We start from the raw sequence: 16,425 nt of genomic DNA on the forward strand, positions 1-16,425 counted from the left end.
GAGTCGGCATTCTTGTAAGTGAAGGATCAATGCCACCGATACAGTGAGGTACAACTTTCTAATTATGCCTAAACTTCTAGAACCAACGGCCATCGGGGATTTGAAACTCCAGAATCGCATTGTGATGGCTCCCATGACACGTGCCCGCGCCGGAGCTGAGCGGATTCCCAATTCTCTCATGGCTCAATACTATGCACAGAGAGCGGGTGCCGGACTCATTATTACGGAGGCGACGACGATTAGCCCCCAAGCTAACGGGTGGAATCATTCACCGGGTATCTACACGGACGCAATGGTGGAAGGCTGGAAGCTGACCACGAAGGCCGTCCATGCGAAAGGGGGTAAGGTCTTCCTCCAATTGTGGCACCTGGGTCGAGCATCGCACAGCGATTTTCGCGATGGCGAGCTTCCCGTGTCCGCATCCGCGATTCGCCTGGAGAATGACCAAATTCACACGCCTTTTGGGAAAAAGGACTACGAAGTGCCGCGGCCTCTCGAGGTCGGGGAAATTCCAGGAATTATCGCGGACTACAGGCAAGCGGCAATAAATTCTAAAGCGGCCGGCTTCGATGGAGTCGAGATCCACTCGGCAAATGGTTATTTACTGAATCAGTTTCTCGAGTCCAAGACGAACCATCGGAACGACAGTTACGGTGGTAGTATCGAAAACCGGACCCGCTTGCTGCTCGAGGTGGTCGAGGCTGTCGTTGAAGTCTTTCCGGCGGACCGGGTGGGCGTGCGTCTCTCGCCGAACGGTTCTTTTAATGATATGGGCTCACCGGACTATCGCGAGCAATACACCTATGCCGCCGGGAGCTCGATCGGTTTGGTCTGGCTTACTTGCACGTGATGGACGGACTCGGATTCGGGTTTCACGAGTTGGGAGAGCCGATGACGCTCGCCGAGTTTCGTAAAATCTTTTCCGGGCCGCTTATGGGAAACTGCGGTTACACCTGTGAAACGGCAGCCGAAGCGGTTGAGAGTGGCGCGGCTGACCTCATCGCGATCGGGCGCCCCTTCATCAGTACACCCGACCTGGTTGAGCGCTATCGCAAAGGCCTACCTCTCAATCCGGATACGGACATGGCACACTGGTATAGTCCCGGAGGTAAGGAAGGGTATACGGACCTCCCCACTGCGGTTGAAGCAGGCCTTGAATAAGCCGCTTTCTAAAGGAGAAATAAATTCGAACAAGATGGTGATATTTTAGTAAGGCCGGAACCTGAGCAGAGATTACTTGATATGAAACTCGAAACAGATAACGCCTCCTGGAACTACAACTTTAAAGCGAAAACCGTGCGATTGGGAAGGCGTTATCAATTCGATACACCAGTTGACTCGGAAAGCTTCGCCGAAAAAGCCGGAACGGTCATCAGCTTTCCTAACCTTTCCGTGTTTGTAGATCCGATTTTCGGCAAACCTGAGGCTTCGGTGACCATCGAATGTCACGACAACACACTGAGCTTGTCTGTTGCCAACCAGCTGTTCGAGTCGTTTGACGATTTACACAGCCAAATGGTGAAGACTACGGATGTAGCTTAGCGGTCTTTAACACCCGCTGCTTTTAGCCCAATGTATGTATTGGGCCCCTTTTGCGTTTGCTCAAATCGCAGTCAGTCCTTTCTAGTTCTTGGATGAAAATGAATAACACAGTCTGTCGCGGGTTAATGGCCGCGAGCCTGCTCTTCGGGATATCTTTTTTCAACGGATGCGTTACCACTGCTCAAGATAGTTCCGCTGAAGATTGGACCTATCTGTATCAACCCGGCGAAGACCTTAGTTTGTGGAAGGCAACCGAGCATCCTGAGTCCATCCGATTGGAAGATGGCAATATCGTTCTGAACGGCGAGCGTGCCCATTTGTTCTACATGGGCCAAGACGGGGATGCTTCTTGGAAAAACTTTGAAGCGGTTATCGAGTTTATGACGGCTGAAAATGCCAACGCTGGTCTCTTTTTTCACGCGGACTGGCAAGAATCGGGTTGGCCGCGTGCATTGGAGTGCCAGATCAATGCGACCCACAAGGATCATCGTAAGACCGGAAGTATTTATGCACTGGGGGATACCTCTGAGCCCGGACATGAGGACGACGAGTGGGTGACAATGCGCCTTCGGGTTGTCGGTCAGACCGCCACAGTTTGGGTGAATGGGAAACAAATCAACCAGTGGACCCAGCCCGAGGATCACAAGTTGAAGAAGAAGCGGATTCGTGAAGGCACCTTTGCGCTGCAGGCCCATGATCCGGGTAGTGTTGTCAAAGTGAGGCACTTGAAGGTCCGCCGCTTGCCCCAATAGCCTCTTTCGGACACATTGAAGGCTGTTTAAGCTCTTGCTCTGTGAACGTGCAGTGTGCGCCGAGCGGTGAAAGTCTTAAACGGAAAACTTTTCTGGCTGAACTGTGGCAGCCTAGGGGTTGCGACAGGGGATTATGCGCGATGGATCGAGTCAGTTGCCGACTAGGACCATTTACACTACAGTGGTTTTTCCAGAAAGTCTAGATCTTGATCTGTTCGGGTTCCTTGATCGCTATCAGGTATTTTTATAGCGATGTATTCGCTTTATAGCTAGCTGCTGTCTTACTTAACTCTTTTTTATGACCTCTTTGCACTCTCTCAATCGTCAATTCCTCCTCTTCATCGTCTTACTGTCAACGGTCGCGGGTCTTTCCGCCGAACAGGCGGGTGAAAGCCCTGTGAAAATCTTCATCCTCGCCGGTCAGTCCAACATGCTTGGCCATGGCGAAATCTCCCCGGTTCAAACAGAGGGCACTCTGGAGTATGTCGTGGCTAATGATCCGGAAGGGAACTATCAGTTTCTGGTGGATGGCCTCGGGGACTGGGTGGTGCGTGACGATGTGTGGATTCGCGACCAGGGTCCGATGGAGGGTGGCCTCACTGTCGGTTATGGAGCTAGAAATGATTTGATCGGTCCTGAGCTGGGCTTCGGTCACTACATCGGCGATCTCAACGAAGAACAGGTGCTCATCGTCAAGGCCGCCTGGGGTGGCAAGAGTTTGGCGGTCGACTTCCGGCCGCCGAGTTCAGGGTCTTACGCGGATCCGGCCACGCCTTATGCAACCCCGACTGCTCCAGGTGATGACGGTTTCTATTACAGCGAGATCCTCCGCCTGGTGGATGAGGCCATCAACAACCTGGGCACCTATTTCCCCGACTACGACGAAGGCGGCTACGAAATCGCAGGCTTCGGCTGGCACCAGGGATGGAACGACCGTGATGACCCATCGGAATACGAGACCAATATGGCGAACTTTATTCGTGACATCCGCAGCGCAGAGAACGGCATCGGTGTGCCGGACCTGCCCTTCGTCATTGCCACGACTGGAATGGATGGGAAAGAGACCTATACCGAACTCGAAGAGGCGCAGCTCGCCATGGCAGATGCAACAGCCTATCCGGAGTTTGACGGCAACGTTTTCGTCATCGACACCTGGGCGACCTATGAGGGACTTGAATTTTGGCAGCCGGTGGAGCTTTCCCCGAGAAACCAAGGCTACCACTGGAACCGCAACGCCAAAACTTATACAAACCTAGGGCTCGCCATGGGCGATGCCATGTCGCTCCTCGTCCCCGGTCGCTGCCCCTTCCGTCCGCGCGTGGTGGGTGAAGCCAGTGGTGTCAGCCTGAGCTGGCAGAACGGCACCGAACTGCCCACCAGCGTGCGCATCTTGCGCAATGGTGCTATAATTGCGGCCGCGGCCCCGGTGGATCCTCCTGTTTTCCTCGACACCACAGCCGAGCCGGGCGTGCTCAAGTACGAATTACAGTTCAATATGCCGGGCGACCCCTGCGAGCCATTAACCGTAACACTGAACGGTGGCATCACCGGCTTTGACGCCCGTCCGGTCTCCGGCGGGATCGAACTGAGCTGGACCAATAATATGGCCTACGATGGTATCGAAGTCCGTCGAAATGATGTCGTCTTGGAAGCGGCTCTTTCCGGTTCTGCCTCCAGCTATATCGACTCCTCTGCTCCAGGTTCCGGCATGGTGACTTACAGTGTGGTGCCCACTAACGGCAATTCGGCGCCTGCCTCTGAGCAACTCAACTTCAACCTTGTGGGTGAATTGGGGGTCCTCGATCCCTTGCTGGCCAACAATGGCATCAACCCCGCCACCGGATTGGCCTGGGCGGCGGGGGATACTTACCGTTTTATTTCCGTTACCACGACAACAAGTGGGGCACCGGACGGAACGGATTCGGACATCGGGACCTACAACACCTGGATCAATACCAATGCGGCCGCCAATGGACATGGGGCTGTCAACTGGAACGCCTTAGCGTCTACCTCTGCAGTTGATGCCCGGGACAATACCGGCACCAACCCGACGATGGAAACCGGTGCACCGATTCTGCTATTCGATGGATTAACGCTCATCGCCGACGACAATGAAGATCTCTGGGATGCCATTATCGCCTCGCCCGTGAACGTGGACTTTTCCGGTAACGTGCTTTCGGGTAAAGACACGAACACCGGAACCGCTCCCGATGGCACCGGTCCCTCTAGCGGTGTCCTTGGAGGTCCCTACGCGGACAGGAACGGAACAGAGATCTTCGCTATTGGCTCCACTGGCCAGACGAATAACAAATGGGTCGACGGATTCGCCCGCGCACCCAACCCGCGACTCTATTTCGCGATCTCGGATCTGCTCACGATTCATGATATCAGCGCCGTCAGCGGCTACTATGATTGGGCTTCCGGCGCCTGGGAGGGCGACCTGACCGATTCCGACCCCGACCTCGACTTGGATGGCGGCGGCCTCAAAACCGGGGTCGAGTGGGTGGTCGGGGGCGACCCGACCTCGGCCAGCGACGACGTACTGGTTGCACCAAGCTCGGACAATAGCGATGCGACCTTCTTTACCTTCACTTACCGCATCAGAGATGCCGCCAGCGCGGATGAAAACACTACGGTGACGGTGGAGTACGGGAGTGACCTGTCCTTGGATTGGACCGATGCCGTCGACAACGACGACACCATTGAAATCAGTAGCGCCGATGGCACCGGCGACGACGAAGGATTTGACATTGTGACTGTTCAAATCGCTCGTTCGCTGGCGGTGGGTGAGAAGCTTTTCGCCCGCCTCAATGTCTCCGTGGCCGCACCCTGATCGTTTTGGAATGCCCAAGTGCATTTTCTGTTGATGGCCTTTTGTATCAGGTGGCGGATCTAATTCTGCTGTCCCATTTGCAGTTTACTGGTAGTCGTGATTCAGCTTTTTGCAGCCTCTCTTGTGCTCGGGCTGACGGCGTCCAGTTCTTTTCCCTTCGGGGGAACAGTCAGGGACAGGTCTTCGGGTTTTACGTTTGACCCTCTGTCAGCTTGCTTAAAGTCGGAACAAGGGTCCAATGACCATGTCATTGTCGAAACTACCCGAAACCCTTAGGATTATAACTAACCAACTTATGCCCCTTTACCTGCTACCTGGTAATACGGGTAGCCAATTCTACTCCCGCGGCCTGCGTTACTAACCGATGTAAGCTCCTGTGTATAAATATTTAAGTATCTTTTTGTTTTTAAGCGTATCTCTTCTTCAGGGGGAGCTTCGTACCTTTACCAATGGCAAAGGTGATTCAATCCGGGCGGAGTTGGTTGAGTTAAAGTCGAACAACCTGATTAAAATCCGCTTGGAAGATGGGCGCGAAATAGACGCGGCGCTTTCCGCTTTCAGTCAGGATGACGCCAAGTACATTCACGAATGGTGGAAGCAGCAAAAGGCCGAGCAACAGGCCCGGGATGAGGCCGCCGCCACTCCAATGGCCTCGACGAACCCGATTGAGCCTCTGGATGCGGGGGCGGCGATGCGTGTGCTGGATAAATACTGCATTTCCTGTCACGGCCCGGATAAGCAAAAGTCCGACATACGCTTCGACCTGCTCGAGACCATCGACAGTGTGGACCGGCAGGATCTCTATCTTCTCGTTCAAGATGTGGTGCACTTTGAGGAAATGCCACCTTCAGACGAACCTCAACCAGACGAAGCCGAGCGAGACGCGCTCCTGGCCTGGCTCGGCAGCATGCTCGATGGTGATGAGGCGAAGAAACTGGAAGAGAAGCTTCGCCGGCCCGAGTCGGGCAATTATGTCGATCATGGCGCTTTGTTTTCAGGCAGGCACGCGGATAAACCCGCTTACACCTATGATCGCCGCTGGTTGATCAGCGAATATATCTTCGACAGTAAGTTCAACCGCATCCTCCAGTACAATCCGCGGCGTGAGATCGACGGCAATACGTATTACGTGCAGGGGGATAGTAATCGACGTAGTGTGAACCTGACCAACCCGTTCCTGCTTTCGAACGATGCCGGGGTGCGCTACTACGCGAATGAAACGCTTAATGGCGGTCACCTTCTGACCATGCTTGCCAACGCGAAGGATGCGGCCGAAGCCATGCTCGATTTGTCTGAGCGTGACTCGGATTACCTTCCGGCGGTGAACGCAATTCTCAAACTGGAAAATCAAAACCGGAATGTTCTGGAATCACGCCAGGAATTTCTTGCTCTGCATATTGAGCGTGTGCTGAAAGATCTCTACCGGAACCGGCATAAGCGGCTTCTGCCGCAGTTCGTTCGTGTTGAAGTGCCCGAACCGGTTGCGAATGACGGCTCGGTCAAAAAGCCCAGTTTGCATCATGCTCACCCCGGACGTGACGAGCTGGTTACTATATTTCGCTCCATGCGCCGTCTCCATCAGCGTGGCATGTCGGATGCTCAGTTGATCGAGGCATGTGAGCGCGAGTGGTTTTATCACGGCCACAACGAACGTACAATCCAGGCCCGTGTGACCTTCTTGATCAATTACATGGACGATTGGAAAAAGGAAATCGTCGACAAAAAATACAGTCAGCGTCACCCCGTGATCGAGTACAAGCCGCTGGCCAGGGAAGAGATGCAAGTCGTTACTGCGGCGATTAAGGAGCATCGCCGGCAGGACGACACCTACCAGGACATCATCGACAAGTGTACGGCCCAATGGGAGGCGGATATGAAACGTGAGCGCCTGGCTTCCGGAGCGCCCTCGGACGAGCAACTGGCTGAACTGGTCCGTCAACTCGTCGAGCTCATCCTCGAGCGCGAGCCTTCTGCCGAGGAAGCTGAGAAGTACGGAAAGGCCGCCTCGGTGTTCGCCGCCGGCCTGAGCCGCCGCAGTATGATCAAGAAGATGATGCAAACGATCATGCTCAATACCGACTTTCTCTACCGCAGGGAATTCGGCACAGGAGATGAGGACCGCTACGGTCGGCGCATGCTCTCGCCCTATGATGCCAGTTATGCCATTGCTTACGCGCTGACCGATGCGAGCCCGGACAAGGAACTGGCCAAGGCTGCGCAGGAAGGTCGGCTCAACACCCGTGACGACTACGAGCGCGAGGTTCGACGGATGCTCAAAAAGCGCGACCAATACTACATCATCGACGAGGGAGTGGACAGTTCGGCGACGCCTAACTTCACGAACATGCCGATTCGTGAACTTCGCTTTTTCCGGGACTTTTTCGGCTACGCGAAGATGATGGATATCTTCAAGGACAACAAGCGCTTCGGTGGAAACTACGAGAGCCTCAAGGCCCGTGTCGTCGCTGAGGCGGACCTGCTGGTAGAGCACATTCTTGAGCAGGACCAGAATGTCATCGAGAATCTTCTGACAACGGATGAATTCTACGTGTACCACTCCGGCGACAATCAGGCAATGCAGGCGGGTTCGGATCGGATCGTGAAGATTTACAACTACTTTAAGGACAGGAACTGGCGGGAATTCGAACTCGATGACCTTCGCCGGCATGCTGACTTTATTGAGGCCACGCAGATGCGCGGCATCGATGCCAAGCGACTGAAAAGCGCAGAGGGTCGCTATAATCCGATGCGTGCCTTCATGCAGCAGATGGAGAGCTTCGAGGTCCGTCTGGGCAACGGACAGACAAGCGCCGCGCCGTATCCCTCCTTTCCCTCACACGGATTCAACGGCGCGTATAACCGTTACGGCAGCCGCTTCATGCGGCCCGAAGTTGCGCGTATGTTCAACATCGACATGGCGGACTGGGATTATCCCACCCGGCAACCTGCCAGGATTGAGAACCGCAAGGGTATCCTCACGCACCCGGCCTGGTTGATCTCATTCGCCGCCAACACGGAGACTGATCCCATCCATCGCGGTATCTGGGTGCAGAAAAAATTGTTGGCAGGCACCATTCCCGATGTGCCCATCACTGTAGATGCGGTCATTCCGGAGAACCCGCACAAGACCTTGCGACACCGCCTGGAGGACAAAACAAACAACAGCTACTGCATGCGCTGTCACGACAAGATCAATCCACTGGGCATTCCCTTTGAGGTTTACGATGACTTCGGGCGCTACCGTACCGAGGAGCGCCTCGAATACCCGGAAAACCTGATTAAGGAGGTCAAGAGCAAGGGCGAACCCCACGAGGATCTGCGAGATATCTACAAGACGCTGCCCGTGGATGCCCGCGGCTATCTCAAGGGCACTGGCAACAGCAAGCTGGACGGTGAAGTCGACGACGCCCTGGAACTGATCGAACGCCTTGCCCGGGCCGACCGTGTACGACAATCGATCATCCGCCACGCATTCCGCTACTTTATGGGGCGCAACGAGACGCTCAATGATTCCAAGACCCTGATCGATGCCGATCGGGCCTACCTCGAAAGCAACGGGAGCTTCGACGAGGTGATTGTTTCCCTGTTGACCTCAGATTCGTTCATTTACAGAAAACCGATAGAACCGAAGGACTAGATCATGCATACCCGAAGAAACTTTTTAAAAAAATCGGCCCTCGGCGCCAGCGCATTGGCCTTTGGTTCTTCATTCAGTGAATTACTCGCGGCGACTGTTCAAGACGGTGTCCGGGGAGTGGTGCCCGGCGTTTTGGGCGGGTTGCCACGGCGCTTCATCTTTATTCGTAAGTCCAACGGGATCCGCCCGGACGAGGTGGCACTGCCCAGCTTCAATAGCACGCAGGCCAGGCTCGATAAGCAAAAAGAGCCTTTTGAAGTCGATCTTGACCGGCACGACCTGCCCGAGTGGCTGCAGGCGCTTGCGCCTTACAAAAAAAACCTGGGCATCCTCCAGGGGCTGTCATCGAAAATGAGTGAGAACGGGCACTGGTCGTACTCATCGGTTTTGGGTGCCTTCAAGTCCGGCCGCAACTCCCTGAGCGGGATCAAGCGCGCAACGATTGACTTTGAGCTCGCCAAGCTCTTTCCCTCGCCATTCGGCCATGTCGAGCTGTCGCTCACCGGGAACTACAGTTCCTGGCGGACAGGTATTGTGCCCGGTTACTCGGCACCCGCTCCCCATCAGCGGAATTACTGTTACGCGGACCCCATGACTGCGTACAATGAATTGTTCAAAGCCGTCATCGACCCCGATGCCGTGGGCTCAGGCAACGCCATGCTGCGCTTTCTGCAGAACGATGAGGCGTATAAAAGCCAGGTGCTGGCAGGTTACGAGAAGCAGAAACTGAGCACACACATTGCCGCGCTCGAGGAGTTGCAGGCACGCAACAAGAAGTTGTCCAGGATGTCGGGCAAGATCGAGAATCATATGCCGACGATTGATTCGATACACCGGGACGGGGGGCCCAACGCCAGCACGCCCGAAAAGCAGGAGGCGATGACCGACATCCTTGTCGCCGCGCTCGCGACCGGTCTGACTAATGTCGTGACCTATACGATCGACGAACTATCCACGCCGATCAAGGGACTGCCGGGCAACGAGACCGACCATATCTCAATTCACGAAATTGGGCACAACGGCGGCTACTCCGGTGTGTCTGCGGATCACATCCGTGAGAAAATCCGTTTTGGTCACGTCCATCAGGTCAAGACGATTGCTGACAAGCTCAAGGCGATTCCCGAGGGCAAGGGCACGATGTTCGACAACACCATGATCATGTACTTCCCGGAGAACGGGGAAGGGCACCACAGTAAAGGTACTGAGGCACCTTTCATCGTACTCGGTGGTGATAATTGTGCCGTGGATCTGCTCGGTCGCTACGTCCGCCTACCCTATCATGCGACCGAGGGGCACAAGACCATCGGCAACTGGTACACCACACTGCTGAACGCCCATGGCAATCCGATCGAGCATTACGGCGACTTCGACTTGGATATGTCGCGTAAGAGGTTGCACCAGGCCGGTGCGATCAAGCAGTTCCTGGGGTAGCGCTCAGTTCCCGCGACCCTCGTCGATTAAATGTTTTGCATTGAACCGGTAGGCTTAGCTGATGCTGCCGGCTCATTCTCTTCTCTCTCAACGGTTGGCAACCACACAAATTTATCCAAAAAGACAATGATGAACAAAATTCACACCCGAATTAAGTCCCTCCGTCGTGCAGCCGCGCTCGCTTTTGCCCTGACCCTTGGTCTCAACTTCGTGCCGGCTGCAGCATCTGCGGACGGATACGAAAAAGAATCCGTGCTCCACGATAAAATGGAAGTGATGCAGGACCACTACCGCAGCCTGGGCCGCGGACTGCGCCGCCCCTCGGCGGAAGACCTTCCGGATTTTCTCGATGCCGTGCAGCAGCTGCAAGTACTCACGGTACAAACCAAAACATTGGTGCCTCCGATGGCGAATTCGCTGCCCGAAGGCAAACGCCCCGCCTTTGTCATGGCTTACAGACAGAAGCAGCTCGACACGCTACGCACCCTCATCGACATGGAGGAGGCTTTGCTGGAGGCTGATTTCGAAAAGGCCAACGAACTCTTCGATGCACTGAAAAAGCACAAATCCGAAGGTCACGAATCCTTTAAAGAGGACGACTAAGCGGCTACGCGCACCACCGAACGCACCTGCCGCCGACTTGCCATGCGTTTCGTCCTGCTGACCTTTTTCCTAGCGGCGACCGTGCTGTTTGCCGACAGGGCCGCGTTGGGTTCAGAAGCAAACCTTGAGGTGCTGCAGCAGCGCGCCATGGCTATACTCAAAGCCAGCTGCGCGGAGTGCCATGATGGTACCGCGCGTCGGCGCGACAAAGGTGACTTTGATCATGTGCTGGATGTGCCGCGTATGATTGAGGGCGAGTATTTTCTCGTGCCGGGCGATCCGATGTTCAGCGAGATTTACGCAGTGATGATCGACGAGGATCCGGATCTCCGCATGCCTCCGCCGGACAACACGGACGTACACCAGCCGTCGGAAAAGGAGATTCGGGTCGTCCACGACTGGATTGTTGCCCTGGGCCTGACTGATACGAGCGAAGCCGCGGTGGGTGGAGTCGAGGATGCGCCAAGGAAGGATATTCCGCTGGCGTCAACCAGCCTGGCGAATGGCGCAGGCGAAGATGCTCAGCCCCAGCTGTCAGAAGCGATAACCGAAGCCGCCAACACCATAGAAGCCATCGCAACGAAGGAGGGGAACCATGCCTCTGCATCCGACCCCGCCGTGACAATCCGGGAACCGGCCGGGATCGAGCCCGCGACCTTGCTGGGCCGAATGCATCCGCTGTTTGTTCATTTTCCAGTGGCCTTGCTTCCGATGGCCGGCCTAATCGGCCTGACCGGCTTAATTTTGAAGCGCTATGAACCTTGGCTCCCGGCGATCCGCTGGTCGCTGTGGTTAAGCGCGCTGCTGTCTCTTCTGTCTGTCGCGAGTGGTTGGATACAGTCCGACTTGGAAGGTTACACCGATGGGACCGTGTTTCTTCATCGCTGGTCCGCAGTTTCACTGACAGTTGTCACTTGGCTTTTGCTCATGATCGTCGAGTTTTCCGAACGCAAAGGGACGCTACGCTGGCGGCAAATGGCTGTTGTCCTGATGTTACTTGCGGCTCTCCTCGTGGCTCTTGTCGGACACAGTGGCGGCGAACTTGTTTACGGTGAAGGCTACCTTCTCGGTGATTGATCGTTCGATAGTAAGAGTCGACCCGCCTGACTGGAGTGGTTGCCGGGGAGTATACGGGGCAAATCTTTACAGGTAGTGCTTGCTCCCCTGGTTTCAACCTACGATCAAGCCCACTTTTCAATCAGCTCGATGAGTTCTTCGGCGCGATAAGGTTTGGCCAGATAATCCACAAAACCGGCGCGGGTAAATTCTTCGCGCTCTTCCCGCATCGCATAAGCCGTCTGAGCAATGATCCGGGCGTCCGGGTCGTGCGCGAGTATTTCCCGGGCGGCCTCAAGTCCGTCCATAACCGGCATTCGGATATCCATCAAGATGACGCTGACTTCAGGGTGTTCACGATACAATTGGACGGCTTCCTCTCCGTTGTTGGCAAAATGAAGTCCATAGGCCGTGTTTCTCAACGTCCGTTTAATCAACCTCTGGTTCACTAATTCGTCTTCGGCAACCAGCACGGTAAACGCTTTCGGCTCGCCTTGCTTGCGCTCCGGTATGGTGGTGACGCTTGCTTTTGTGGTGGTGGTTTTGGGATTGAGCGGTAATAGCAGGCGGAAGACCGATCCCACCCCCAGCTCCGATTCTACATCAAGAGTGGCACCGAGGAGACCGGCCAGGCCTCTGGAAATCGAAAGGCCCAGTCCGGTACCCTCGTATTTTTGGGTGGTGCCCTCAAGGTGCTCGAAACGCTGAAAAATCAGCTCCATTCGTTCCGGTGCGATGCCGATGCCTTCATCTTTCACGAAGAATTCAACCCCTCGATCCCCTGTATCATATCCGAACTCGATCGTGCCCTCGTTGCTGAATTTCAGTGCGTTGCTCAGCAGGTTGATCAGGATTTGCTGAATACGTAAGGGGTCAGAGTAAATTTCCAGATTTTCAGACCCATCCGGGATGTAAGTTTTGAGCTGGATGTGCTCTTTGCTTTTCTCGGCCTGAATCGCTTCCAGAGTGGCTGCCGTCTCACGGGTCAGCTTCGCCAAATTGAAGTTCCTGCTATCGAGCTTTATTTCACCGGCTTCGATCTTGGCAATATCGACGATGTCGTTGATCAGATTAAGCAATTGGCCCGAGCAGTTTTCGATGGTGCGGACATAATCTTCTCTGGTTTGGGCATCCAAGCCTTCCTCCCGCAATAGGCTGGCAAAGCCGACAACTCCGTTCAGTGGCGTGCGTAATTCATGGCTCATGTTGGCCAGAAACTGGTCCTTGTAGATTTGCGCGGCTTTTTCCTGCTCCAGGGCATGTTTCAGTTTGGCCTCGGCTTCCTTGATTTCGGAAATGTCCTGAGCAACCCCTCTGAGCCGGACGATTCGTCCCGACTCATCCCGCTCTGCTTCGCCGATAGAGCGCAGCACGCCGTTTGTTCCATCCCGGCGCTTGACCTCCAGCTCGATATTGTAGGGACTGCCGTCTTTGCTGGTGCGTTTCACGGCCTCGACCATCGCATTGTAGGACGCTTCGCTATACCAGCCCTTCTGTTGCTCTAAAGTCGGCACCGGGCAGGACGCGTCCTGACCAAACATCCTGTGTAGCTCAGGCGTCCAGGTGACTTCACCGGTATCCACCTCAAGCACCCAGCTTCCCATCGTCGCTATTTCCTGGGCCCGCTCCATTTCACTGGCCATTCGCACGAGCCTAGCTTCCTTTTTGCTGAGTGAGTTCGCGTCCTGCAGCTGGGCCAGTTTTTCTTCCAGCTTTGCCATGGCGCGCTCCTTGCCGATCAATTCGCGCTTACAGGCTTCCAGCTCCTTGCGGACTTCTTCCAGTTCCCGGCGGGACTGCATCAGCTCGGAGTCAGTTGAATCGACCGGGCCGTGTCCACGCTGGTTTTTTCCATTATCAGGTTCTTCTTCGGGGCCTGTTGTGGAATTTTGCATTAGAATAATTTAATGTTACCAGAAGGTGGCTTATAACACGACCGTAAACGGCATTTTCAGCGGAAAGCGATAAGAAATCTCAGGCCGGGCATTGGATGATGTTAACTGTGCTGACCTTTCAGGCACTCAGCGGTCGGCATGCCCACATCCGGGCAATATGGAGATCAGCGCTTAAGGACAGGATTGCCTGAATGGTTAGCGTGGGGTCCCGCTTTTCTAATCGGCCGTAAGGATCCTTTTTAAACCGCCGATGATCTCTCTGCGAATCGGTTGTGACCGCTCGCTCAGAGTACGCTGTTGTTGCTCATACTCACTGCGTCCCGCTGGCGTCTCAACCTTGACAGGCTCGAAGCCGAGCGAACGGCAATCGTAGGGGCTGGCCCGCATGTCGAGTTTGCGTGCCTCGATAGCGAGTTCGAAGCACTGCCACATCAGTTCGCTTCCAAGCCATGGCATGCACTGGCCGCAGAGCTTGTAGAGGTCCATATTGGTATGCAAACAGCCGCACTGTTCGTTCCTGATGCGCGTCTCTTTGGTGGGCTGGATGCGATTGAAGGCTTTCGCCGGTTCACTGAAAAACCGAAAAGCATCAAAGTGGCTACAGGCGATCGGCCGGCTCCGCACAAAGGCATCGGTTTCTTCCTGGCTGAGTCGGAGCGGGAGTTGCTCGGCGTGGCGGATTTCCCCTTCAAAGTCACCGCGATAGACCATCGCCCATTCGTGCATCCCGAAACAGCCGAATTGTGGGGGACGCTGATCAACCGCTTCACATAATCGGAGGGCCATTTCAAGTCGGTGGCGGGCACTGTCTTCCATTCTGTTCGGATCGAGCCGGGTGCCGTTGGCATCATGTATATAGTAGCGATGTTGATAGGCGGGTTCCCCGCTGGCCCCAATGAGGTTGATGCCGAATTGCGGGTGCCAGGCCTCGAGCTGCGAGGGTTTGAACCGGTAATAAATAAACAGAAAGTCGTAAACGGGATGAAGCTTCCCACTGGCTCGTCGGCCACGATAGGGCTCGGTCCACTCGGAGGCGCGCTCGTAATGGCGCTGCGCCGAAGCACGCCACACCTCCTGCCGGAGCTCATGGTTGACTCTGATAGTGGACATTACTTCGTTCAGTTCACATGTTTGGGTAGTAATGTAAACCCGGATGATACTAAAGTGCTTAGTAACAGCTTTATTCTTTTCTTATTAACATTCATTGATGTCCATTAACGGTTCAGCCCATCTTTTTTCTCATGAAGGCTCTGGTCATCGGTAAAGTCTGGCCCGAGCCTACATCGAGCGCGGCGGGCACCCGGACCATGGGGCTGATTGAGGCGTTTTTGGATGACGGTTGGACGGTGACCTTTGCCACCGCGGCCCAGGCCACCGAACATTCAGTCGACCTTGAGGCTATGGGCACCTCTACCCGGCAAATAAGGGTTAATGACGAGACCTTTGACCATTGGGTGCATGCGCTGGCGCCGAACTATGTCGTTTTTGATCGTTACATGACCGAGGAGCAATTCGGTTGGCGCATTGAAAAAGCCTGTCCGGATGCGGTTCGCATTCTCGATACCAGTGACCTTCATTGCCTGAGAGAGGCGCGCGAGCAACAATTGAAACTGGGCGGGGAACTGGACCTTTTCAATGATGTGGCGTTGCGCGAGATTGCCGCGATCTTTCGCTCGGATATAAGCCTGATGATTTCCGAGTTCGAAATCGAATGCCTGCAATCCGTTTTTCAGGTGCCGGCTGATCAGTTGTTTTATCTGCCCCTGATGCTGGATGCGCCTGTTGAGTCATCGTTCTCTTACGAGGACCGAAAAGATTTTGTCATGATTGGCAGCTACCTCCATCCGCCAAACTGGGATGCGGTCCGTTGGTGTTGTGCCGAAATTTGGCCGCTCATTCGTCGGCAATTGCCGGGTGCGGAACTGCATCTCTACGGCTCCTATGAGCCGGACAAGGCCCGTCGTTTGGGAAGTCCCGGAAGCGGTATTTACTCACAGGGGCGAGCGGATGAGGCCTTGAAAACGCTGGAGCGCTATCGGGTGAATCTCGCGCCGCTACGCTTCGGCGCCGGACAGAAAGGAAAGGTGGTCGACGGCTTTTGTTCAGGCACACCGACCGTGGCCACACCGATTGCCGCCGAGTCCATGAATGGAAGCATCGATTGGGGCTGTCCGATTCAGGCTGATGCGGCCGGGTTGGCCAAGACCGCGGTGGATGTACACTCCCAACCTGAGCTGTGGGGTAAGGTACAACAGCAGGGTTACCGTATCATAGAAGAGCGCTTTCTCGCCAGCCAATGGAAGCCGAGATTAGTCGAAGCGTTGAGGTCGCTGCGGCCGGAGACGCGGGAACAACACTTCATCGGTCGTATGCTCCGACATCACCGGCATCGCAGCACCGAATACATGAGCCGTTGGATTGAAGCGAAGAATCGTTTTAAAATAGAGTGACGCGGTGATATTGTTGGTGATGAGTCGTCATCAGATTTAAGTTTTTAATGTAAAATCTTATGCATTAGGGCCTAACTATCAGACGCATTATTGCGCGTAAGCGACGCGCGTTTCAGAAAGTCTTAACCAGAAGGCTTGGAGATGTTATCACAAGCTTGCGATTGCTTCTTGGCTACTTCCGGTTTTATTGCTACCTGGATCATGGCTTTGGTCTAGTAAAGCTGTC

At 54.9% G+C, this 16,425-nt stretch carries 10 protein-coding genes and 1 pseudogene; 9 read left to right on the forward strand and 2 right to left on the reverse strand.

Going from position 1 to position 16,425, the window contains the following annotated elements; translation table 11 throughout:
- The first annotated feature begins 64 nt into the window (after positions 1 to 64).
- The 8 genes and pseudogenes from DDZ13_RS03720 (at position 65) to DDZ13_RS03755 (ending at position 11,875) form a co-directional block, all read left to right on the forward strand.
- Positions 65 to 1,161, forward strand: a pseudogene (locus DDZ13_RS03720) (alkene reductase).
- Positions 1,162 to 1,242: 81 nt separating this feature from the next.
- Positions 1,243 to 1,542, forward strand: coding sequence for a hypothetical protein (locus tag DDZ13_RS03725; RefSeq protein ID WP_110130084.1), 300 nt, complete (start codon positions 1,243 to 1,245; stop codon positions 1,540 to 1,542).
- A 98-nt stretch (positions 1,543 to 1,640) separates the two neighbouring features.
- Complete coding sequence (locus DDZ13_RS03730; protein WP_158279771.1) at positions 1,641 to 2,294, forward strand: 3-keto-disaccharide hydrolase; 654 nt, start codon at positions 1,641 to 1,643, stop codon at positions 2,292 to 2,294.
- Between the two features lie 298 nt (positions 2,295 to 2,592).
- Positions 2,593 to 5,127 carry a sialate O-acetylesterase gene (locus DDZ13_RS03735; protein WP_110130086.1) on the forward strand — a complete coding sequence of 845 codons (2,535 nt, stop codon included), beginning with the start codon at positions 2,593 to 2,595 and terminating at the stop codon, positions 5,125 to 5,127.
- Positions 5,128 to 5,527: 400 nt separating this feature from the next.
- Positions 5,528 to 8,764, forward strand: a complete 3,237-nt coding sequence (locus DDZ13_RS03740) for a DUF1588 domain-containing protein (RefSeq protein ID WP_110130087.1) — start codon at positions 5,528 to 5,530, stop codon at positions 8,762 to 8,764.
- 3 nt (positions 8,765 to 8,767) lie between these two features.
- Positions 8,768 to 10,195 carry a DUF1552 domain-containing protein gene (locus tag DDZ13_RS03745; RefSeq protein ID WP_110130273.1) on the forward strand — a complete coding sequence of 476 codons (1,428 nt, stop codon included), beginning with the start codon at positions 8,768 to 8,770 and terminating at the stop codon, positions 10,193 to 10,195.
- Positions 10,196 to 10,321: 126 nt separating this feature from the next.
- Positions 10,322 to 10,798 carry a cytochrome b562 gene (locus tag DDZ13_RS03750; RefSeq protein ID WP_158279773.1) on the forward strand — a complete coding sequence of 159 codons (477 nt, stop codon included), beginning with the start codon at positions 10,322 to 10,324 and terminating at the stop codon, positions 10,796 to 10,798.
- Between the two features lie 42 nt (positions 10,799 to 10,840).
- Positions 10,841 to 11,875 (forward strand): DUF2231 domain-containing protein, encoded by a 1,035-nt coding sequence (locus DDZ13_RS03755; RefSeq protein WP_110130089.1) that lies wholly within the window; start codon positions 10,841 to 10,843, stop codon positions 11,873 to 11,875.
- A 104-nt stretch (positions 11,876 to 11,979) separates the two neighbouring features.
- Here DDZ13_RS03755 and DDZ13_RS03760 read toward each other — a convergent pair whose 3' ends face one another.
- Together DDZ13_RS03760 and DDZ13_RS03765 are read right to left on the reverse strand one after the other, a co-directional pair.
- Entirely contained in the window at positions 11,980 to 13,749 is a 1,770-nt protein-coding gene (locus DDZ13_RS03760; RefSeq protein WP_110130090.1) for an ATP-binding protein, read from the reverse strand.
- Between the two features lie 216 nt (positions 13,750 to 13,965).
- Positions 13,966 to 14,859, reverse strand: a complete 894-nt coding sequence (locus DDZ13_RS03765) for a 3-methyladenine DNA glycosylase (RefSeq protein ID WP_110130091.1) — start codon at positions 14,857 to 14,859, stop codon at positions 13,966 to 13,968.
- Between the two features lie 131 nt (positions 14,860 to 14,990).
- On the opposite strand from DDZ13_RS03765, the gene DDZ13_RS03770 reads away from it, so the two are divergent.
- Positions 14,991 to 16,199 (forward strand): glycosyltransferase, encoded by a 1,209-nt coding sequence (locus tag DDZ13_RS03770; RefSeq protein ID WP_110130092.1) that lies wholly within the window; start codon positions 14,991 to 14,993, stop codon positions 16,197 to 16,199.
- Positions 16,200 to 16,425 lie beyond the last annotated feature (226 nt).

The sequence above is a fragment of the Coraliomargarita sinensis genome, assembly GCF_003185655.1.
GTDB lineage: Bacteria > Verrucomicrobiota > Verrucomicrobiia > Opitutales > Coraliomargaritaceae > Coraliomargarita_B > Coraliomargarita_B sinensis.

Bases quoted from the DNA above. Each gene is read 5' to 3' on its own strand.
- DDZ13_RS03760 (WP_110130090.1), bottom strand. From the start codon at position 13,749: ATGCAAAATTCCACAACAGGCCCCGAAGAAGAACCTGATAATGGAAAA.
- DDZ13_RS03770 (WP_110130092.1), top strand. From the start codon at position 14,991: ATGAAGGCTCTGGTCATCGGTAAAGTCTGGCCCGAGCCTACATCGAGC.
- DDZ13_RS03745 (WP_110130273.1), top strand. From the start codon at position 8,768: ATGCATACCCGAAGAAACTTTTTAAAAAAATCGGCCCTCGGCGCCAGC.
- DDZ13_RS03755 (WP_110130089.1), top strand. From the start codon at position 10,841: ATGCGTTTCGTCCTGCTGACCTTTTTCCTAGCGGCGACCGTGCTGTTT.
- DDZ13_RS03750 (WP_158279773.1), top strand. From the start codon at position 10,322: ATGATGAACAAAATTCACACCCGAATTAAGTCCCTCCGTCGTGCAGCC.
- DDZ13_RS03735 (WP_110130086.1), top strand. From the start codon at position 2,593: ATGACCTCTTTGCACTCTCTCAATCGTCAATTCCTCCTCTTCATCGTC.
- DDZ13_RS03725 (WP_110130084.1), top strand. From the start codon at position 1,243: ATGAAACTCGAAACAGATAACGCCTCCTGGAACTACAACTTTAAAGCG.
- DDZ13_RS03730 (WP_158279771.1), top strand. From the start codon at position 1,641: ATGAATAACACAGTCTGTCGCGGGTTAATGGCCGCGAGCCTGCTCTTC.
- DDZ13_RS03765 (WP_110130091.1), bottom strand. From the start codon at position 14,859: ATGTCCACTATCAGAGTCAACCATGAGCTCCGGCAGGAGGTGTGGCGT.